This window comes from Kribbella sp. NPDC048837 (assembly GCF_055586945.1).
On record NZ_JBVJHF010000002.1, the window covers coordinates 1,141,027 to 1,160,413 of the forward strand.

Annotated in this window: 17 protein-coding genes; 6 read left to right on the forward strand and 11 right to left on the reverse strand. The window is 70.2% G+C overall.

Annotated features, from left to right (window positions below; all coding sequences use genetic code 11):
• Positions 1-145: 145 nt before the first annotated feature.
• The gene (locus ACZ6O0_RS13455) at positions 146-3,490 is read left to right on the forward strand and encodes a S8 family peptidase (RefSeq protein ID WP_465765132.1); all 3,345 of its coding nucleotides are present in this window, start codon (positions 146-148) and stop codon (positions 3,488-3,490) included.
• A 77-nt stretch (positions 3,491-3,567) separates the two neighbouring features.
• Here the strand turns inward: ACZ6O0_RS13455 and ACZ6O0_RS13460 are convergent, their stop codons facing one another.
• On the reverse strand, positions 3,568-4,560 hold the full coding sequence (locus ACZ6O0_RS13460; protein ID WP_465765133.1) for a malate dehydrogenase: 993 nt from the start codon (positions 4,558-4,560) through the stop codon (positions 3,568-3,570).
• A 192-nt stretch (positions 4,561-4,752) separates the two neighbouring features.
• On the opposite strand from ACZ6O0_RS13460, the gene ACZ6O0_RS13465 reads away from it, so the two are divergent.
• Positions 4,753-5,859 carry a glycerophosphodiester phosphodiesterase gene (locus tag ACZ6O0_RS13465; RefSeq protein WP_465765134.1) on the forward strand — a complete coding sequence of 369 codons (1,107 nt, stop codon included), beginning with the start codon at positions 4,753-4,755 and terminating at the stop codon, positions 5,857-5,859.
• A gap of 16 nt (positions 5,860-5,875) precedes the next feature.
• Positions 5,876-6,682 carry a spermidine synthase gene (locus ACZ6O0_RS13470; protein ID WP_465765135.1) on the forward strand — a complete coding sequence of 269 codons (807 nt, stop codon included), beginning with the start codon at positions 5,876-5,878 and terminating at the stop codon, positions 6,680-6,682.
• On the opposite strand, the gene ACZ6O0_RS13475 is transcribed toward ACZ6O0_RS13470, so the two are convergent.
• On the reverse strand, positions 6,645-7,175 hold the full coding sequence (locus ACZ6O0_RS13475; RefSeq protein WP_465765136.1) for a helix-turn-helix transcriptional regulator: 531 nt from the start codon (positions 7,173-7,175) through the stop codon (positions 6,645-6,647). The two genes, ACZ6O0_RS13470 and ACZ6O0_RS13475, sit on opposite strands and share 38 nt — an antisense overlap.
• Positions 7,176-7,228: 53 nt before the next feature.
• Between ACZ6O0_RS13475 and ACZ6O0_RS13480 the strand changes: the two genes are divergently transcribed.
• Entirely contained in the window at positions 7,229-8,086 is an 858-nt protein-coding gene (locus tag ACZ6O0_RS13480) for an MOSC domain-containing protein (protein WP_465765137.1), read from the forward strand.
• A 104-nt stretch (positions 8,087-8,190) separates the two neighbouring features.
• On the opposite strand, the gene ACZ6O0_RS13485 is transcribed toward ACZ6O0_RS13480, so the two are convergent.
• Positions 8,191-9,036 (reverse strand): MBL fold metallo-hydrolase, encoded by an 846-nt coding sequence (locus ACZ6O0_RS13485; protein ID WP_465765138.1) that lies wholly within the window; start codon positions 9,034-9,036, stop codon positions 8,191-8,193.
• On the opposite strand from ACZ6O0_RS13485, the gene ACZ6O0_RS13490 reads away from it, so the two are divergent.
• Positions 9,035-9,976 (forward strand): GlxA family transcriptional regulator, encoded by a 942-nt coding sequence (locus ACZ6O0_RS13490; protein ID WP_465765139.1) that lies wholly within the window; start codon positions 9,035-9,037, stop codon positions 9,974-9,976. The genes ACZ6O0_RS13485 and ACZ6O0_RS13490 overlap by 2 nt on opposite strands.
• Here the strand turns inward: ACZ6O0_RS13490 and ACZ6O0_RS13495 are convergent.
• From ACZ6O0_RS13495 to ACZ6O0_RS13520, 6 genes are all read right to left on the reverse strand, one after another.
• Complete coding sequence (locus tag ACZ6O0_RS13495) at positions 9,971-10,231, reverse strand: hypothetical protein (RefSeq protein WP_465765140.1); 261 nt, start codon at positions 10,229-10,231, stop codon at positions 9,971-9,973. The genes ACZ6O0_RS13490 and ACZ6O0_RS13495 overlap by 6 nt on opposite strands.
• Before the next feature lie 77 nt (positions 10,232-10,308).
• Positions 10,309-12,033 (reverse strand): hypothetical protein, encoded by a 1,725-nt coding sequence (locus tag ACZ6O0_RS13500; protein ID WP_465765141.1) that lies wholly within the window; start codon positions 12,031-12,033, stop codon positions 10,309-10,311.
• 197 nt (positions 12,034-12,230) lie between these two features.
• Positions 12,231-13,187: a CAP domain-containing protein gene (locus ACZ6O0_RS13505; RefSeq protein WP_465765142.1), complete on the reverse strand. Its 957-nt coding sequence runs from the start codon at positions 13,185-13,187 to the stop codon at positions 12,231-12,233.
• 182 nt (positions 13,188-13,369) lie between these two features.
• A complete protein-coding gene (locus ACZ6O0_RS13510) occupies positions 13,370-14,173 on the reverse strand; it encodes a CAP domain-containing protein (protein WP_465765143.1) in 804 nt (267 codons plus the stop codon).
• 95 nt (positions 14,174-14,268) lie between these two features.
• Entirely contained in the window at positions 14,269-14,931 is a 663-nt protein-coding gene (locus tag ACZ6O0_RS13515) for a GNAT family N-acetyltransferase (protein ID WP_465765144.1), read from the reverse strand.
• A gap of 136 nt (positions 14,932-15,067) precedes the next feature.
• A complete protein-coding gene (locus ACZ6O0_RS13520; RefSeq protein ID WP_465765145.1) occupies positions 15,068-16,195 on the reverse strand; it encodes a GNAT family N-acetyltransferase in 1,128 nt (375 codons plus the stop codon).
• Positions 16,196-16,274: 79 nt separating this feature from the next.
• On the opposite strand from ACZ6O0_RS13520, the gene ACZ6O0_RS13525 reads away from it, so the two are divergent.
• The gene (locus ACZ6O0_RS13525) at positions 16,275-17,087 is read left to right on the forward strand and encodes a DeoR/GlpR family DNA-binding transcription regulator (protein ID WP_465765146.1); all 813 of its coding nucleotides are present in this window, start codon (positions 16,275-16,277) and stop codon (positions 17,085-17,087) included.
• Here the strand turns inward: ACZ6O0_RS13525 and galK are convergent.
• Both galK and galT read right to left on the reverse strand, forming a co-directional pair.
• Complete coding sequence (galK, locus tag ACZ6O0_RS13530) at positions 17,084-18,214, reverse strand: galactokinase (protein ID WP_465765147.1); 1,131 nt, start codon at positions 18,212-18,214, stop codon at positions 17,084-17,086. The genes ACZ6O0_RS13525 and galK overlap by 4 nt on opposite strands.
• Positions 18,211-19,257: a galactose-1-phosphate uridylyltransferase gene (gene galT, locus ACZ6O0_RS13535; protein WP_465765148.1), complete on the reverse strand. Its 1,047-nt coding sequence runs from the start codon at positions 19,255-19,257 to the stop codon at positions 18,211-18,213. The genes galK and galT overlap by 4 nt, the downstream gene beginning before the upstream one ends.
• Positions 19,258-19,387: the final 130 nt, after the last annotated feature.

Genomic DNA, 19,387 nt, shown 5'->3' on the forward strand with positions numbered 1-19,387 from the left:
AAGCAGGCAACTTCATGCCGTGGCAGCCGGTTCGTGCAACCTTTTGGTCTGGTCCAGACATCAAACGGTGAGTGGTTGATCGGCTCCGTTCTGTGAGGCGCCCGATCGGCCCGCTGTGAGGACAACCGATCGGGAGGGACTCATCGTGGTAGCCACACCACGATCGAGGCGCCTCGGCGTTGCCGCCGTCGCCTCGATCGCCGCCCTTGGCCTGGCATTCTCCGCCCCGGCCCACGCGTCAACCCAACCTCAATCCCATCCGCTCGCCGCCAAAGCGAAAGCCGAGGCGAAGACCCCGGACCGGACCGTCACCCTGATCACCGGTGACCGGGTCACTCTGCGGGCCGGCGACTCGACCCGCGCCTCGGTCCGGCCCGGCGCCGGCCGCGAGCACATCGCGTTCAGCACCTATCGCGTCCAGGACCACCTGTACGTCGTGCCGTCCGATATCCAGTCGCAGTTGTCCGGGGGCAAACTGGACCGCCGGTTGTTCGACGTGACCGGCCTGATCAAGGACGGGTACGACGACAAGTCGTCGACCGCGATCCCGCTGGTCGTGACGTACTCGGGCAAGACCCAGCAGCGGTCGGCCGCACCCGGAGCGACGGTGACCCGCCAACTCCCGGTCGTCAACGGCGCCGCGGTGAAGGTGGACAAGGCGAAGGCGCACACCTTCCTGGCCGGCGTCACCTCGGCCCGCTCGGCCGCGGGCGTCGACAAGATCTGGCTCGACGGCAAGCGTCAGGTCAGCCTCGACCAGTCCGTGCCGCAGATCGGCGCGCCGACCGCCTGGGCGGCCGGCTACACGGGCAAGGGCATCTCGGTCGCCGTGCTCGACACCGGCATCGACACCTCCCACCCGGACCTGGCCACCCAGGTGGCCGGCGCGAAGAACTTCACCGACGAAGCGGACGGCGACCACTTCGGTCACGGCACCCACGTCGCGTCCACGATCGCGGGGACGGCGGCGGCCTCGAACGGCAAGTACAAGGGCGTCGCACCGGACGCGAAGCTGTACGACGGCAAGGTGTGCGACGGCTTCGGCAGCTGCTCCGACTCGGCGATCCTGGCCGGGATGGAGTGGGCCGCGACCGAGGTGAAGGCCAAGGTGGTCAACCTCAGCCTCGGCGGCACCGACACCCCGGAGATCGACCCGCTGGAGGAAGCCGTCAACCGGCTGACCGCGGAGACCGGCACGCTGTTCGTAATTGCCGCAGGCAACGAAGGTCCCGGTGAGAGCACGGTCGGTTCGCCGGGCAGCGCGGACGCCGCGCTGACCGTCGGCGCGGTCGACAAGCAGGACAAGCTGGCCGACTTCTCCAGCCGTGGCCCGCGCGTCGGCGACGGGGCGGTCAAGCCCGACGTCACCGCGCCCGGTGTCGCGATCGTGGCGGCCAAGGCGAAGGACTCGAAGATCGGTACGCCGGTCGGCGACCAGTACCTGATGCTCGACGGAACGTCGATGGCCACCCCGCACACCGCGGGAGCCGCGGCGATCCTGGCCCAGGAACACCCGAACTGGAAGGCATCCGAGCTCAAGGGCGCGCTGATGGGTTCGGCCAAGCCGGCCGCCGACCAGACCGCGTTCGAGCAGGGCGCGGGCCGGATCGACGTGGCCAAGGGCATCAAGCAGACAGTGATCGCGGAGCCGGGCAGCCTGTCGTTCGGTACGGCGGTCTGGCCGCACGACGACGACACCCCGGTCACCAAGACGCTGACCTACCGCAACCTCGGCGACCAGCCGATCACGCTGGACCTGGCGGCGTCACTGGTCGGCCCGGACGGCAACTCGGCACCTGCCGGCGCGCTCGAGCTCAGCGCGAACTCCGTCACCGTGCCGGCCGGCGGGACCGCCTCGGTGCTGGCGACCTCGAACACCAAGCACAGCGGTCCAGACGGCGCGTACTCCGGCCGAGTCACCGCGACCGCCGGCGACGCGTCGGTCACCTCGGCGATCGGTGTGAACAAGGAGCCGGAGAGCTACACGCTGACCGTCTCCGCGATCGGTCCGGACGGCAAGCCGACGGCACCCAGCGGCCTGCTCTTCGGCCTGAGCCAGAACCTGTTCTCGTTCATCGGCGACGGCACCGACACGCTGAAGTTCCGGTTGCTGAAGGGTGAGTACCTGGTCGACGGCGGGCTGTTCTTCGGGCTTCCGGGTGGTGAGGGATTCAGCACGTACTCGGTCGTCGCACCGTCGGTCCAGCTGACCGAGGACACCACGGTGGTGCTCGACGCGCGGCTCGCCAAACCGGTCAAGGTGACCGTGCCGCAGGCCGATGCAGGGCTCGCGCTCGGCGATCTCGGCTACGACCGCCGGTCCGCCGACGGCCGGTTCGGGTTGGGCGCCTCGACGCTGCTGGACACCTTCGACGGTGTCTACAGTGCCCAGATCGGGCCGTCGCTGCCGCCCGAGCAGCTCACCGGCCACGTCAACTCGCAGTGGGCCAAGCAGGATGGGGACGGTTCGTTCGCGAACTCGCCGTACCTGGTCGGCCAGGCCAACGCGTTCCCCGGCCAGGTGCCGACGGGCTTCGTACGAGCGGTTCGCGCCAAGGATCTGGCCACCGTCCAGGAGACCGTCAACGCCGCCTCGGACCACGAGCTCGAGCGGGTCGTCTTCGGTTCGGCGCCGGGGACCGGTGGGGGCTGGGCCCCCGTGCTGACGTATGACGAGGCTCCGCTGAGCACGAAGCTGCTGGTCGATGCCAAGCCGACGACGTGGTCCACCGAGTTCCACGAGATCGTGCCGAGCACCGATCCGGAGAATCCGTTCCCGGACCTGGTCAGCATCCTGTCGGGACCGGCGCGGGAGTACCGGGCCGGCAAGACCTACCGGGAGCGGTTCAACGCGGCGGCCTTCACCACCGCGCCCGACTTCGCCGCCCGGGCCGCGGGCGATCTGGTGGTCTCCGCCTACGGGCTGGTCGATGCCGATGGCAACAAGGGGGCGACCCGGACGGACGCGGAGTCCACGAAGCTGCTGCGGGACGGGCAGGTCATTGCGGAGTCGCCGTACTTCGGTTACGTCGAGGCGACCGGGTTGCCGGCGGGGCGGACGACGTACACGCTGGAGTCGTCGCAGACGCGGCAGACGTACTCGGCGTTCAGCACCAGGATGGATCTGCGCTGGACGTTCTCGTCGGGTGCGACGGCGGAGGAGACGGCGCTGCCGCTGCTCGGGGTTCGGTACCAGCCCGCGGTGGACAGCCACAACACGGCCGAGCGCAAGCCCGTCACCGTGCTGCCGGTGCTGATCGACGCCCAGCCCGGGTCGACGGTGCCGGGGATCAAGAAGCTGGAGATCCAGGTCTCCGGCGACGCCGGCAAGACCTGGCACCCAGCCGGCGTCGTGCCGACCGGCCACGCCACCTACAAGGCAATCTTCCCCACCCCCCAGGGCACCACCATCTCCCTCAAGTCCCACCTGGTAGATGCCCAAGGCAACACCACGGACCTGACAGTCATCAACGCCTACCCACTCCGCTAAACAAGCGTGCCCCGGGCTCCGCCCGGGGCACGCGAGGTGGGAGGGGACCGGAGCCCCTCCGAATAGTTGCGGTTTGGTCAGCCGAGGAGGTTGAGGGCTGATACTGCTTCGCGTTCTTCGGCCAGTTCCGCGGTGGAGGCGTCGATGCGGGTGCGGGAGAAGTCGTTGATCTCCAGGCCCTGGACGATCTCCCAGGTGCCGTCCTTGGTGGTGACGGGGAAGGAGGAGATCAGGCCCTCGGGCACGCCGTACGAACCGTCGGAGACGACCGCCATCGACAGCCAGTCGCCGTCGGCCGAGCCGCGCAGCCAGTCGCGGGTGTGGTCGATGGTGGCGGCCGCGGCGGAGGCGGCCGAGGACGCGCCCCGGGCCTCGATGATCGCGGCGCCGCGCTTCTGCACGGTCGGGATGAAGTCGTTCTCCAGCCAGGCCTGGTCGTTGACGACCTCGGCCGCGTTCTTGCCGGCCACCTCGGCGTGGAAGATGTCCGGGTACTGGGTCGCGGAGTGGTTGCCCCAGATCGTCATCTTCTTGAGGTCGGTGACGTGCGTACCGGTCTTCTTCGCCAGCTGCGCCAGCGCGCGGTTGTGGTCCAGCCGGGTCAGCGCGGCGAACCGCTCGGCCGGGATGTCCGGCGCGTTGCTCTTCGCGATCAGCGCGTTGGTGTTGGCCGGGTTGCCGGTCACGGTGATCCGGATGTCGTCGGCGGCGTGCTCGTTCAGCGCCTTGCCCTGGACGGTGAAGATCGCGCCGTTGGCCTCCAGCAGGTCGCCGCGCTCCATCCCCTTGGTCCGCGGCCGCGCGCCCACCAGCAGCGCGACGTTGGCACCGTCGAAGATCACGTTCGGGTCGTCGCCGATCTCCACCCCGGCCAGCGTCGGGAACGCGCAGTCGTCGAGCTCCATCACGACGCCCTCGAGCGCCTTCAGCGCCGGGGCGATCTCCAGCAGCCGCAGCTCGACCGGCGTGTCCGGCCCGAGCAGTGCGCCGCTCGCGATCCGGAACAGCAGGCTGTAGCCGATCTGACCAGCGGCCCCGGTAACGGCCACCTTCACCGGTGTAGTGCTCACGACACGCTCCTCGAACTCATTTGACTGTGTGCTTCGGACGCTAGCAAGCCCTGCGCCCCAGCCCAACGCTGGGGCCACGCGGAATTGCTCACATCCCGATGGAAGGTTCACCGGACGGCCATTCGGCGTATGTCGGCGGTCCGTCGCCGTGCCCGAGGGTTTCCCCAATTCCTGACCTGTAAGGAGACGCTCATGAAGCGAACGGTGCTGCCCCGCCGATTCGTACCCGTTGCCGCCTCGGTCCTCGCCGTGGCCGCGTCCTTCCTGATCCCGCAGTCGACGACCCAGGCCACCGGCCACGACGACTTCGTCATCGTCGGGCATCGGGGTGCTTCCGGATACCGGCCCGAGCACACGCTGGCGTCGTACGAGCTGGCGGCGCGGATGGGCGCGGACTACGTCGAACCCGACCTGGTCACCACCAAGGACCGGGTGCTCGTCGCGCGGCACGAGCCGGAGATCGGGGGTACGACGGATGTCGCGGCGCACCCGGAGTTCGCCGGGCGGAAGAAGACCAAGCTGCTCGACGGTGTCGCGGTCACCGGCTGGTTCACGGAGGACTTCACGCTGGCCGAGCTGAAGACGCTGCGGGCCAAGGAGCGGATCCCGGCGATCCGGCAGCACAACACGGTGTTCGACGGGCATTACCAGATCCCGACGTTCCAGGAAGTGATCGACCTCAGCCGGCGGCTGTCCAAGGAGCTCGGCCGGCCGATCGGGATCTACCCGGAGACCAAGCACCCGACGTACTTCCGGCAGCAGGGCCTGGCGCTCGAGCCCGAGCTGGTGAAGGTCCTGAACCGCAACGGCCTGAACCGCAAGGACGCCAAGGTGTTCGTGCAGTCCTTCGAGGTGTCCAACCTGAAGGCCCTGCACCAACAGCTCCGGGTCCCGCTCGTCCAGCTGACCAGCTCGGCCGGCGCCCCGTACGACTTCGTCGCGTCCGGTGACAAGCGCACGTACGCCGACATCGTGAGCGCGACCGGGCTCCGCGAGGTGGCGAAGTACGCCGACGGCCTCGGCCCGTCGAAGGACCAGGTGATCCCGCTCGACGCGACCGGCAAGCTCGGTACGCCGACCAGCCTGGTCGCCGACGCGCACCGGGCCGGTCTGGTCGTCCACCCGTACACGTTCCGGGTCGAGAACTCCTTCCTCCCGGCCGATTTCGACAGCTCCGCAGTGCAGACCGACTCGGGCAACCTGTTCGGCGAGATCGCGGCGTACCGCCGGGCCGGGATCGACGGGCTCTTCACCGACAACACCGACATCGCGGTGGCGGAGGAGCGGGAGGCGCGCTAGCTGACAGGATGGGTGGGTGGAACGCAAGGTCGGGTCCGGGACCGCCACCGTCGAGGCAGCGGCCGACGGAACGTTCGTGCTGCGGGTCGACGGTTCCCTGCAGTCCCAGGTCGACCTCGCGGACCCCACCCACCTGGCCTTCGAGTACATGCGCCGGATCGGTGACGTCGTGGACGCCTTCGCGCCCCGGCGTCAGCCGGTCGCCGTCGTGCACGTGGGCGGCGCGGCGCTCAGCCTGCCGAGGTACGTCGCCACGACGCGCCCCCGCTCCCGGCAGATCGTCCTCGAGCCGGACGAGGACCTGACCGAGTTCGTCCGCGAGGCCCTCCCGCTGCCGAAGCGTTCCGGGATCAAGGTGCGCGGCGTCACCGGCCGGGCCGGGATCACCGAGCTGTACGACGACTCCCTGGACCTGGTCATCCTGGACGCGTTCCAGCAGGAGGCCGTCCCGGCGAACCTGGTGACCACCGAGTTCTTCACCGAGTGCGCCCGCATCCTCCGGCCGACCGGGGTCCTGGTCGCGAACCTGATCGACGGATCGGCGGGCCTTCCGTTCATCCGGCGTACGGCGTCGACCGTGCGGACCGTGATCGGCGACGGCGTCGTCCTCGCGGAGCGGAAGGTCCTGCGGGGCAAGGGATTCGGCAACGTCATCCTGGTCGCGTCGCGTCAGCCGGTGCCCGACCTGACCGCGGCCGGTCGCCGGGCTCAACCGCCGTACGACGTGCTGCCGCTGGGCGAGCTGGCCGGCAAAGCGGCGCCGCTCACCGACTCGGAGGGTTTCGTCACGCCGCAGGCGCCGCCCGGCACCTTCCGGAGCTGATCCGGTCGACTGCTCGCGCGACCGCCGCGCGCTCGGCGGATGTCGCGCCGACGGCCCGTACCAGCTGATCGAGCCGGTCCCGGCCGGGCAGCCGGGTCCCTTGGAACCAGGCCTGGAGGGTCGTCCGCGGGATCCCGGTGAGCTGCTCCAAGCTCCGTAGGGATCGCGGCCGGGCGAGTGCGGACAGTGCGGAGCCCAGGTCCGCGGAGGTCTCGGCGGTGCGCAGCAGCTCGACGATGTCCTGTGGATCGCGGCCGGCCGCCTCCCAGTGCCGTCGCCAGACCGGCATCAGGTCGGACGGCACCCCGCAGCCGGTCAGGAAGGCCGCGGCCACCTCCCAGGTCGGCAGCTGCTTGCCACCGGCGGCCCGGACCAGATGCGCGTGCGAGTAGTGCGCCCGGTCGGCCAGGTCGCGATACGTCAGGCCCGCATGCCGCCGGACCCGCTGCATCGCGGCGGCGAAGGCTTCCACGCTCTGCACGTGATCGAACATAACTCAACATGATCGAACAGATCAAGTGACAGGGGTCAAGTTACGATTGGCCCATGTCTGTCGCGAGGGTTGCCGCTCTGACCTATTACCCGGTGAAGGGGCTGTCCGGCGTACCTGTCGACCGCGCCGAGGTCGGACCAGCCGGGCTGCGGAACGACCGGGCCTTCATGCTCGTCGAGCCGGACGGTACGTTCCTCAGCCAGCGCAGCCTGCCCGCGATGGCCTCGCTGCGGGCCGAGCTCGCCGGCGACGCTCTCCGGTTGTCCGGTCCCGGTGCCCCGGACCTCGAGCTCCCGATCCAGTACGACGGCAAGCGGCGCGACGTCAGCCTGTTCGGGAAATGGTTCGGCCAGGGCGTCGTCCAGGACCCGGCCGCCGACGCGTGGTTCACCGACCGGCTGGGCAAGCCGGCTGCGCTGGTCCGGGTGACGCCCGAGCATGAGCGGCCCGGCTGGGGTGTGCATCGCGGTCAGACCGGGTTCGGTGATGCGCACGCGCTGATGATCACGTCACTGTCGTCGCTGGACGGACTGAACCAGCGGATCGTCGAACGCGGCGGCGACGCCATCCCGATGAACCGTTTCCGCCCGAACATCGTCGTGTCCGGCTGGCCCGAGCCGCACACCGAGGACAAGGTCCTGCGGATGGCCGCCGGCCCGGTCGAGATCGGGTACTCGGCCCGCTCGATCCGGTGCGCGGTCCCGACCGTGGACCAGGCGACCGGCGAGAAGCGTGGTCCCGAGCCGACCCGCACGCTGGCGTCGTACCGGCGGCAGCCCGACTACGGCGGCGGAGTCAGCTTCGGGATGAAGGCCGCGGTGCTTGCCGAGGGCACCGTTGCGGTCGGGGACGAGATCTTGGTCCACGAATGGATCCCGGCCGGGACCGATCCGGCGCCCGACCGCCGGTAGCTTCCTGAGGCGTGCGCCCAGTCCTCCCACGACCGACCTGGGTGGGCCGATTTCCCCCCGGCGGGCGCGCACGCTAGTCGTCACGCTCCGTGCTCGTCGAGGGCTCAACCAAGAGTGGTGGGGACTCCGTGGTCGAGGAGGGTGACGCGGTCGGCCAGGCCGGCTTCGGCGAAGGCTTTGACCAACTGGTCGGGGCCTTCGGTGAAGTGTGCCCAGCCCTCGGTGTGGACCGGGACGATGGTCGCGGACCCGAGCAGGCGAGCGGCCTCGACCGCGGCGTCGGAGGTGAGCGTGAGTGCGGCACCGTCGAGGAGGGCCGTCCGCGCGCCTCCCGCGAAGAGCACCGCCACCTCGATGGCCCCGAAGCGATCGGCGATCTCCTTGACCAGATCGACCGACGCGTTGTCGCCCGAGACGTACACGGTCGGCAGCCCTTCACCGCTCAGGACGAACCCGGTGACCTCACCCAGGACCGCTTCCGCGCCCTCGGGACCGTGCAGTGCGGGTACGCCGGTCACCGTGATGACGCCGCCGTCCGGGCGCGGCAGCTCGACCGACTCCCAGTTCGCCAGACCTCGTACGCCGGGAATCCGGGTGGCCGCGCCCGGAGTCGACAGTACGGTCGGGACGGACGGCAGCAAGGCCCGGCCGGCGTCGTCGAGGTTGTCCTTGTGCTGGTCGTGCGAGAGCAGCACGACGTCGACCGGGCCGAGGTCCGCGGCCGGGATCGCCGGGCCGATCAGCTTGGTCATCACCCGGCCGGGCAGCTGGTAGTCCCGGGGCTCGTCGAAGGCCGGGTCGATCAGGAACGTCAGGCCACCGAGGTCGAGGACGGCGGTCGGGCCGCCGATGTGCGTGATCTTCATGTCCACGATCTTCGGCTCCGCCGCGTCGATCCACCATTGGCCCGAGAGCCACAGTTCCTGAAGATCGGGCCATACTCTTCCCATGCGCACAGTCGCCGTCCTGGCCTACGACGGGATCAGCCCGTTCCACCTCTCCGTGCCCTGCCTGGTCCTCGGTGACCGGCACGTCCCGCCCAGCCGGTACGACGTACTCGTGTGCGCCGAGCAACCGGGACCGCTCCGGACGAACACCGGGTTCGGCGTCACCGTCGACCGCGGCCTCGACGTGATGGACGAGGCCGACGTGGTGGTGCTGCCGAGCTGGGATCCGGGTCGCGAGGCGTCCGTCGTACTGATCGATGCCATCCGGCGGGCGCACGCTCGGGGGGCGACCGTGGTCGGGTTGTGCGTCGGCGCGTTCCTGGTCGCGGCGAGCGGGATCGCGGACGGGCGGGAGGTGGTGACGCACTGGCGCTGGGCGGAGCAGTTGCAGGCGCGGCATCCGGAGCTGACCGTGCGGGCGGATGTGCTGTGGTCGGATCTCGGCGATCTCATCACGTCCGCGGGGACAGCGGCGTCGCTCGACTGCTGCCTGCATCTGGTGCGTACGCATCACGGCGTCGAGGTGGCCGAGCGGCTGGCCCGGGACATCGTGGTCGCTCCGCATCGCAGTGGTTCGCAGGCGCAGTACATCCCGGTGCCGGTGCCACCGGATCCCACCGACGACGTGATCGAGAAGGCGATGGTGTGGGCTCGGGCGCGGCTCGATCAGCCCCTGTCACTGGACGAATGGGCGTCGGCGGTGGCGATGTCACGCCGTACGTTCACCCGGCAGTTCCGCGCTCGGACCGGAAGCTCCGGGCAGGCTTGGCTGCTGCGCCAGCGGCTGGACCGCGCTCGGTTGTTGCTGGAGACGACCGACCATCCGATCGAGCGGGTCGCCGGCCAGAGCGGCTTCGGCAGCAGCGCGGCGCTCCGGCACCACTTCCACGCGGTGCTGGGGACGACGCCGCAGCGGCATCGGCAGGAGTTCGGCGCGCTATAGCACCAGGAGAAGCATGTAGAAGGCCGGGGCGGCGAACGTGATCAGGAGAATCCACGCGATCATCCGGTGCCGGGGCTTGTCCCGGTCGAGAGAGGACGCGAAGTAGAGCACGGCGCCTTCCTCGGTGTGCCGGCTCAGCCCCATCCGCCGGGCCTCCTCCGGGCGCGGATCCGGCCGCTCGTCGGCCAGCGCGTCCGGCGGGATCCCGAAATGCGCGGGCCGGGCCGGGTCCAGATCGTCACGTTCGGAGAACATCCAGCCTCCCGCAGGGTGGTGCGACCATGAGCCGTCCCCCCATGGTCGCACCAACCTCCAGCGAAAGTCCGCCGCTCCTACGAGAAGTCCGCCACCCACGCGACGCGGGTCGGCTTCGACCCGATGCACAGGCCGAGCAGGTCCGCAGTGCAGTACTTGTGCGTGTCCCTGCCCACACCCAGCGTCGTCAGGCCGCAGTTGAGGACCGTGCTCTTGCTCTGGGCCATCATCTGGTCGAAGGCCTGCTGAGCGCTCCAGCTGTCGCCGCCGGCGCTCGTCTTCGACGATCCGCTGCTGTTGACCGAGCCTGACTCGGCCCGGTCGCCGGCCTCCGACTCCGCACCGTCGGTGAGGTTCGGGTCCTGCTCGAGCCGCGCACAGCCGTTGTTGACGCGAGCGTTGTCGATGAGGTTGAACAGCTGCAGCTCGTTGGCGTCCATGTTCCCGTCCTGCTCCGGAGGCGGCGGCGGGGCGGTCGTGGTCTGCGTCGTCGTCGGGCGCGGCTGAGTCGTCGAGACCGTGCGGTCCGGGGACGTCGGGGCCGTGGTCGGGTTCGTGCTCGTCCGGCCGTCGGTCGGCGTCGAGGTCGGGCCGTCCGTCGGGCTGGTGCTGGTCGACGGGGTCGTGGTCGGAGAGGCCGAGTCCGTCGGGGTCGGGGTGGGCGTCGCCGTCGGGTGCGCAGTGGGTGGGGTGCTCGCGTGCGTGCTCGGGGGAGCGACCACCGGCTTCGTGGTCGGGGTGATGTAGGTGTCGTCGGTCCGCGTGACGATCGGGACCGAGGCGTCGGCCGGGTCGTTCTGCGGCTGGTGCAGCAGGATCCACGAGATCGGGGTGATGACCAGCAGTACGGACGCGATCCCGATCACGGTCCGCCGGGTCCGCGCGGCTCGTCCAGCCGCCGCCGACCTCGCCGCCGCGCGAGAACCCCCACGCCCCGGCCCGGACGGACCACGCCCGCCGGCCCCGGACCCACCACGTCCACTTGCCGGCGCGGTCTGCGGGGTGGCACCGACCGAGTCAGCTGACGGGCTTGGAGCCGATCCAGAGGTTGTGGTGCGTGCCGCGGTCGAGGTCGTCGTACTGGCGGCTGCGGCTGACTCGGCAACCGCGACACCAGCGGTCAGGCCACCAGCAGACGAACTGCCCAGCGAAGCCCAGTCATCAGCCGCGCTGGCAGTCCGCGAATCCGCCGCGGCAGCCCGTCGCGCCGACCACGAGCCCGCGGTGTCGCCGAGGCCCGACTCCGATGTACTCGAGCGTCGCGCGGACCACGCGCCGGCGGTGTCGCCGAGGCTCGGGGACTGTGGGTCGGTTGCGCGGCGCGCGGACCAGGTGCCGGCGGTGTCGGCGAGGCCTGAGGGGCGGGGGTCGGTGGCCGGGCCGTCGGTGGTGCCTCGGCTTCGGCGGCCCGCGGCGCGGCGGGCGGTGGGGGTCGGCTCGGGGTCCGTGCCGGCGATGGATTGGGCGACCCAGGAGGGTGAGCCGGCCGGGCGGGAGCCCAGGCCGGAGGAGTCCGATGAGGTGTAGCTCGGCATCGCCGGCCGCGGGGCGTACTGCGGCGTGGCCGGGCGCGACTGCGCGTCGGCCCAGAACGGCGACTCGTTGGCCGCACCCGCGGACTGCGCGGTCGCCCAGAACGGGGACTCGTCGCTGCCGCGCGGCGCGTACCGCGGTGGCTCGGGCGGGGGAGCTGGCGTGGTGTCAGCCGGAGGAGTGGACCGGTTGCCGGCCCGCGACGAGCGCGTGGCGGCGCGGGTCGCCTTCCTGCGCGGCTTGTACCGGCTGCTGCCGGACTCGGACATTATTTCGTTATCCCTTTCACTGTCTCGCCCCCAAGACGTGCCTCATCACTCGTCTCACCGGAGCCCCCCAGGACGGTCCGGCGACATGACAAGGACGGATCTACCCGCAGTGACCGGCCGTGAACCGGCCGGACATTGTGGCCGTGAGACAACATCTCCGCCACACTCGGTGTGTTCGACACAATGACAACCCGGCCTCAGCTGCGGCCGAAGTCCTGGACCCAGCTGCCCGGTCCCCAGTCGGACCTGACGTGCCCCGGGTCGTACCCGATGCCGATCGAAGTGAACCGGCAGTTCAGGATGTTCTTGCGGTGGCCGTCGCTCTGCATCCAGGCCGCAACCACCTTCTGTGCGCTGTCGTAGCCGGCCGCGATGTTCTCGCCCCAGCTCGATCCGCGGTACCCGGCGGCCGCCATCCGGTCACCGGGGTCCTGTCCGTCGGGGTTCGTGTGGTCCATGTAGTGCCTGCGGACCATGTCCGACGCGTGCTTGCCGGCCGCCTCGACCAGCGCGCTGTCCAGCCGGAGCGGGCCACAGCCCTGCTGCTGACGGATCTGGTTGGTGTAGTCGAGCACCTGGCGCTCCTGCGCGTTGGTGCCACCGCCACTTGCCGGCGGCTGCGTGGTGTCCCGCGGCGTCGGCTCGGTCGTGCGCGTCTTGGTCGGAGTACTACGCGACGGCCGCGGATTGGTCCTCGGCGCGTCCGGCGTCCGTTGCGTCGAGGGCGTGACCGTCACCTTTGTCACGCCGACGGTCGGAGCAGTCGGCGTGGTCATGCCGCTGGTGGGTGTGCCACTGGTCGCCGGAGTGCCCGGCGAGGTGGAAGTAGAGGTGGCCGCCGATCCGAGCGCCGGCGTACCGACGACCGGAGTGGTCAGGCCGTTCGGAAGTGTCTTGGTCACGGTGGCACCAGGTACGCCGGCAGTCGTGCCCTCGACCTCGGACGGGCCGGAGTCCTTGCCGGTGTCCTCGGAGACGTTGAGCACCTTGGTCGCGTCCTCGACCGTCGAGTGGTCGCGGGACATCAACCAGAGCACCGGTCCGATGGCGAGCAGAACGGACAGCGCGCTGACGATCGGGCCGACCAGGCCACGGCTCCGCTTGGGAGCACGTCGACTGCCGCGGTGTCGCCGGGGGGTAGGCGAATCCGTCATGGGTGGGCGAATCCTCTTCGTTTTTCGTCGTACCGGGTGCTTCGTCGTTCCCCGTGGTTGTTGCCAGGTCCCCCCTGGTCACCGAACAGCGACCTTAACCGATGGGTAAGGTCACCGTTACAGATCCGCGACGGCTCTTAACATTCCCCGAAGGTTCTCCGGCAACGATTGACGAAGCGGCCTCAGCCGCCGAAGTCCTGCACCCAGCTTCCGTTGCCCCACTCGGGCTTCACCTGGCCGGAGTCGTACCCGATCCCGATCATCGTGTAGGTGCAGTTGAGGATGTTCTGCCGGTGGCCCGGGCTGTTCATCCAGCCCTTCACGACGGACGCGGCACTGGAGTAGCCGACGGCAATGTTCTCGGCCATCGCACCGCCCTTGAACCCGGCCGCCTTCATCCGGTCGAACGGGCTGCGGCCGTCCAGGCTGTCGTGCGCGAAGTAGTGCTTGTCGACCATGTCGGCCGCGTGTGCCTCGGCCGCCTTGACCAGCGCGCTGTTCGTCCGCAGCGGCCCGCAGCCGGCCTTGGCCCGCTCTTGGTTGGTCAGGGCAAGCACCTGCGCCTCGGCGGTCCCGGACCCGCCGCCCGGCTGGGTCGTCGGCGGCTTCGACGTCGTGGTGGTGCGGGTCGGTCGCGGCGACGGCTTCGGGGTCCGGGTGCCGTCGCGGCTCGGCTCCGTGCTCGACCGGGTCGGCGTCGGCGTCGGGCTCTTCGTCTTCGACAGGGTCGGCGTCGGGGTCGGCGTCGTACGACGAGGTGTGACGGACGGGCTGGTCGGCCGGATCGGCGTCACCGGGGTCGTGAGCGGGGCGTCGTCGGCTGCGGTGGTGACCGAGGTGACCGGGTTCGACTGACCGGTGGGCTTGCCCGCACCGGTGTCGTGCAGGACGAACCAGCTGATGCCCACCAGCAGGACCAGGGCGGACAGCGAAGCGATGAGAGGTCCGGCCACTCCACTACCCAGCGACCGTTTGTGGTTCGTCATGCTGAGCAGCCTTGCCCAGGTCAGCGCTTGCCGACTCCCGGGCGAGGCCGCACTTCACGAACCTTTGACTATCGCAGCCGTTTGAAACGGCCCCTTCAGCGCGACCGGGCGATGACGATGTCCGCGACGACCTTCCAGCCCAGGCTCCGGTACAGCCGCAGGCCGTCGATCGAGGCGATCAGGATGCCGCGCTTGGCGCCCTGGGCCGCGGCCGTCTCGACCAGCGAGGCCATCACCGCACTGCCGAGACCGCGCCGCCGGTGCGCCGGGTCGGTCTCGATCCGGTCCGCGACCGCGTCCTCGCCGACGACGGCCATCCGGCCGCTCGACACCACGCCGCCGTGCAGTGTCGCCCGGGTGATGATCAGGTCGGACTCGAGCTCGGTGTGCAGGGCATATCGCTCGTGCAGCTTCAGGGCCGGCTGCTCCGACAGCTGGATCGTCATCAGCCAGTCCTGGTCCTGCTGGACCTCGAGCCCAAGATCCTCCAGCTGCTCGATCCGGGCCTCTTTGTCGTCGGTGGCCAGCGTGATCCAGCCGGCCCCACGGCCACCGCCGCCGGCCGAGGCGAGCTCGGCGGCGCGCTCGACCCGCTCGGGTTTGTCATCGGCATCCAGTACGACGTACTCCGTGGCGCGGTTCTCCTCACCCGCACGGACGACCAAGATGCCGTCGTTGTCGTCCTCCACGGTGGTCCATCCCCGCGAGACGGACCACCCGGCCTGCCAGCGGCGGACGAGTTCCTCACGATCTCTCACCCGTCGATTCAAGCAGTCAGAACCCCGCACGGCGAGGGGAACTTGTGTCGTCTGACACCAACTGGCCGTATTCCGTCGCTTTCGGGCGGTCACCACTACCGTGGGCCGACCCCGGCCCGCAACCCCCGGAAGCGCGTCACGGGCGCGGATCGGTGACGAGCAAGTCGTAGCCGAGCAGGTCAAGGTACTCCCCGTCGCGCCGGGGCGAGGCCTGCCGCTCGGTGCTCACCCGGGTGAAGCCGTTGACCTCGGCAACGTGCGCCGAGGCGGTGTTGCCCTCGGCAGCGAAGATCGTCAGCCGGCGCCGACCCAGACCGCCCTCGGCGACCGGCCGGAAGGCGTGGTCGATCACCATTCCGACCGCGGTCGACATCACCTTGCGGCCGCGGGCGCCGGGGTGCAGCCAGTAGCCGATCTCGCCGACGGTCTTGTCGAGCCGGTTGTTCAGGTCGAAGACACTGACGCAGCCGAGCAACTGGTCGGAGGCCGCGTCGGCGATCGCCCACGACACCCCTTCGCCGCTCGCGAGGTTGTCCTGCCGGCTGCGCATGAATCCCTCGGCGTCGCTCAGCTGGTACGGCGACGGCATGCCGGCCAGCCAGTACTGCGTCCGCTCGTCGTTGCACGCCTCCGCGACCCGCGGCGCGTCCGACGGACGGAACGCGCGCAACCGGATCCCACCACCCTCGAGCACCGGCACGGACCACCAGTTGCCCTGCGGCTCGAGCTCGTCGTCCTTCCCGACCGTGGCGATCCACTCGTCCCGCCGGACGTCCCGCGCCAGTCCGCCTCCGGGGACGACGACGACGCCGCGGAACCCGCACTTCCACGCCACCCGGCGCGAGGCCCAGTTGCCGGTGAACGCCCGCCAGATCACTCGGTTCCAGCCGAAGACGTCGAACGCGTACCGCAGGACCAGCTTGACCGCGCGGGTCATCACCCCGTGGCCCCGCGCCCAGGGCGCGACCGAGAACCCGACCTCGCCGACCCCGCCCTGCCCGTCGTGCAGGTCGATGGTGCCGCTGAAGCGACCGTCGTACTCGATCGCCCAGGCCCAGGAACCACCGTCGCGCCAGCCCATCGGGACGATCTCGGTCACGAAGCTCACCGCGTGCTGGCGGTCGTACGGCACCGGGATGGTGGTCCAGTGCTGCATCTCCGGGTCCTGGCACATGGCGTGGACGCACTCGATGTCGTCCGGCGTGTGCGCACGAAGCGTCACCACGCCGTCGGTCAGAACCGGGACGTCCTCGGGGAATCGCATGCTTCAGGGTGACGCGGTGCCACCGGCGAGGCAACGTCATTTCCCTGACAGCGCCGGGAATCGAGATTAGGCTGGGGGCGTGAACGCAGCCGGAACGGAGCCGTCGCGGGGCAGGGGTGGGCAGCTGGCCGCCCAGCGGCAGGCCACGATCGTTGCCGAGGTCAACAGTCGCGGCGCGATCACGGTCGCCGAGCTGGTCGATCGGTTCGGGGTGTCGGACATGACGATCCGGCGCGACCTGGACGCGCTCGACTCCAGCGGGCTGCTGCACAAGGTGCATGGTGGTGCCACGTCGGTGGGGTTGCGCAGTGCGCACGAGCCCGGGTTCGACGCCAAGCTGACCCAGGAGTCCGCGGCCAAGCAGGCGATCGCGGCCGAGGCGGCCGGCCGGGTCCAGCCGGACAGCGCGATCGGGATCGGTGCGGGCACGACGACGTACGCCCTGGCGCGTCAGCTGCTGCGGGTGGAGAACTTGACAGTTGTCACGAACTCGGCGCGGATCGCGGACGTCTTCCACGGCAACGGCCGCTCGGACCGCACGGTCGTCCTGATCGGCGGCATCCGGACCCCGTCGGACGCGCTGGTCGGCCCGATCGCCACGGCAGCGCTGGCCTCGCTGCATCTCGACCTGCTCTTCCTGGGCGCCCACGGCGTCGACGCCGAGCACGGGCTCAGTACGCCGAACCTGATGGAAGCCGAGACCAACCGGTCCTTCATCGCCGCGAGCCGTGAGGTGGTCGTGGTCGCCGACCACACCAAGTGGGGCACCGTCGGCCTGAGCACGTTCGCCACCTGGGCCGACCTCGACGTCATCGTCACCGACAACGGCCTCTCCACCGCCGCCCGCAAAGCCATGCGGGACACCGGGTGTGAGCTGATCATCGCTTCCTAGCTGAGGCGGGACGCTCCGGCCGACGGTGTTGCCGCGAGGGCGCTGGGTGGGGTGAAACCGTGCTCCGCAAAGGCTTTCTCGATCGCGGCGAGGACGGACTCGGCCGCGTCCGCCGCGACCAGCGCGATGATGCAGCCGCCGAAGCCGCCGCCGGTCATCCGGGCTCCGAGGGCACCGGCCTCGAGGGCGGTGTCGACGGCTACGTCGAGCTCGGGGACGGTGATCTCGAAGTCGTCGCGCAGGGATGCGTGCGACGCGGTGAAGAGTGGACCGACCTCACGGAGTCTGCCGGCGCGCATCAGAGCGACCGCGTCCTCGACCCGGCGGATCTCGGTGACCACGTGCCGCACCCGGCGCCGTACGACGTCGTCGCTCAACCGGGCGAGTGCGTCGTCGAGGGCGTCGTACTCGATCGAGCGCAGAGCCGGTACGCCGAGCTCGGCCGCGGCCTGCTCGCAGCTCTTCCGGCGGGCGGCGTACTCACCGTCGACGTGCCGGTGCGGTGCCTTCACGTCGACGACCAGCAGCGCGAGGTCGTCGGCCGCCGGGTCGAACGGGATCTGGTCGGTCGACATCGCGCGGATGTCGAAGTACAGCGCGTGGCCCTCGGTGCAGCACATCGACGCCATCTGGTCCATCAGCCCGACCGGTGCGCCGACGTACTGGTTCTCGGCGCGCTGTGCGAGCCGGGCGACCTCAGCCGGGTCGACGTCGATGTCACGAAGTCCGAGCAGGGCGACGGAGGTCGCGCAGAGGAGTGCGGCCGACGAGGAGAGGCCGGCGCCCGACGGCAGGTCCGAGTCGACCAGCAGGTTGGCGCCGCCGATCGCGTAGCCGGACTCCCGCAGGATCCAGGCCGCACCGGCCGGGTACGCCGCCCAGTCGCCGACGGATCCCGGGGACAGTTCGTCGATGGCGAACTCGGTGATGCCCCTGTGTCCGCTGGACGCCACCGCGATCCGGCCGTCGTCGCGCGCGGACGCGGTCACCACGATCCGGTTCGGCAGGGCGATCGGCAGCACCAGGCCGTCGTTGTAGTCGGTGTGCTCGCCGATCAGGTTGACCCGGCCCGGAGCGCGCCAGCTGCCGTCGGGCGCCGTACCGAAGACTTCTTCGAAGGAGCTCACGAACCAACCTTCCGCAGGGTCTCGGCCACGTCCTCGGGCCGGGTGTCGCTGATGAACGCGCCCATCCCGGACTCCGAGCCGGCCAGGTACTTGATCTTGTCCGCGGCCCTTCGGATCGACAACACCTCGAGGTGCAGGTAGCCGAGCTCGCGGTCGATCCGGACCGGGGCCTGGTGCCAGGCGGCGATGTAGGGCAGCGGATCGCCGTACAGGCCGTCGAGACGGCCGAGTACGTCGAGGTAGAGCTCGGCGAAGTCGTCGCGCTCGCCGACCGACAGCTCGTCGATGCCGAACACCTGGCGGTGCGGGTAGAGGTGCACCTCGACCGGCCAGCGGGCGGCCTCGGGCACGAACGCGGTCCAGTTGCCGTTCTCGCCGACGACCCGGGTGCCCTCCTTGCGCTCGGCGGCCAGGACGTCGGCGAACAGGTTGCTGCCGGCAACTTCCTGGTGCTGCCGGGCGCGCGCCATCAGGGTGCGCATCCGCGGCGGCAGGAACGGGTAGGCGTAGATCTGGCCGTGCGGGTGGCTGAGCGTCACGCCGATCTCGCGGCCGCGGTTCTCGAACGGGAAGACCAGTTCGACGTCGTCGCGGGCGCCGAGCTCGGCGGTCCGGTCGGCCCAGGTGTCGACCACCAGGCGGGCCTGGCCCTGGGACAGGTTCGTGAACGACTGGTTGTGGTCACTGGTGAAGCAGACCACCTCGGTCCGGCCCGGACCGGCGAAGGAGGGGAACCGGTTCTCGAACACGGCGACGTTGTAGTCGTGGTCCGGGATCTCGGTGGGGTTGCCCGGCTTGCTCGCGCAGAGCGGGCACTGGTCCGCCGGCGGCAGGTAGGTCCGGGTGTTGCGGTGGGTCGCGTAGGTGATCACGTCACCGGTCAGCGGGTCGGTCCGCAGTTCGACCTGGGGTTGCGGGGCCGGCAGCCCGCGGGTGTCCTCGAGCGGTGTCCGGACCGGCGCATCGGCCGGGTCGTAGTAGATCAGCTCGCGTCCGTCGGACAGCAGGGTGTCCGTCCGGCGGGCACCGCGCGGTGTGTTCATCGTGTGACCCTCCCAGGCCTTCCGACGTGGACGGCCAGGAATCATCGTAAACCAACAAACTCGAACATGCATCGTGAGACCCGCCACCGGTACAGTTGCGAAATGGACGACTACGCCCAACGCACGCCCT

Excerpts from the sequence above, each read along its gene's own strand:
- ACZ6O0_RS13465 (WP_465765134.1), top strand. The coding sequence starts at position 4,753 with ATGAAGCGAACGGTGCTGCCCCGCCGATTCGTACCCGTTGCCGCCTCG.
- ACZ6O0_RS13475 (WP_465765136.1), bottom strand. The coding sequence starts at position 7,175 with ATGTTCGATCACGTGCAGAGCGTGGAAGCCTTCGCCGCCGCGATGCAG.
- ACZ6O0_RS13480 (WP_465765137.1), top strand. The coding sequence starts at position 7,229 with ATGTCTGTCGCGAGGGTTGCCGCTCTGACCTATTACCCGGTGAAGGGG.
- ACZ6O0_RS13490 (WP_465765139.1), top strand. The coding sequence starts at position 9,035 with ATGCGCACAGTCGCCGTCCTGGCCTACGACGGGATCAGCCCGTTCCAC.
- ACZ6O0_RS13485 (WP_465765138.1), bottom strand. The coding sequence starts at position 9,036 with ATGGGAAGAGTATGGCCCGATCTTCAGGAACTGTGGCTCTCGGGCCAA.
- ACZ6O0_RS13495 (WP_465765140.1), bottom strand. The coding sequence starts at position 10,231 with ATGTTCTCCGAACGTGACGATCTGGACCCGGCCCGGCCCGCGCATTTC.
- ACZ6O0_RS13500 (WP_465765141.1), bottom strand. The coding sequence starts at position 12,033 with ATGTCCGAGTCCGGCAGCAGCCGGTACAAGCCGCGCAGGAAGGCGACC.
- ACZ6O0_RS13505 (WP_465765142.1), bottom strand. The coding sequence starts at position 13,187 with ATGACGGATTCGCCTACCCCCCGGCGACACCGCGGCAGTCGACGTGCT.
- ACZ6O0_RS13510 (WP_465765143.1), bottom strand. The coding sequence starts at position 14,173 with ATGACGAACCACAAACGGTCGCTGGGTAGTGGAGTGGCCGGACCTCTC.
- ACZ6O0_RS13520 (WP_465765145.1), bottom strand. The coding sequence starts at position 16,195 with ATGCGATTCCCCGAGGACGTCCCGGTTCTGACCGACGGCGTGGTGACG.
- galT (WP_465765148.1), bottom strand. The coding sequence starts at position 19,257 with ATGAACACACCGCGCGGTGCCCGCCGGACGGACACCCTGCTGTCCGAC.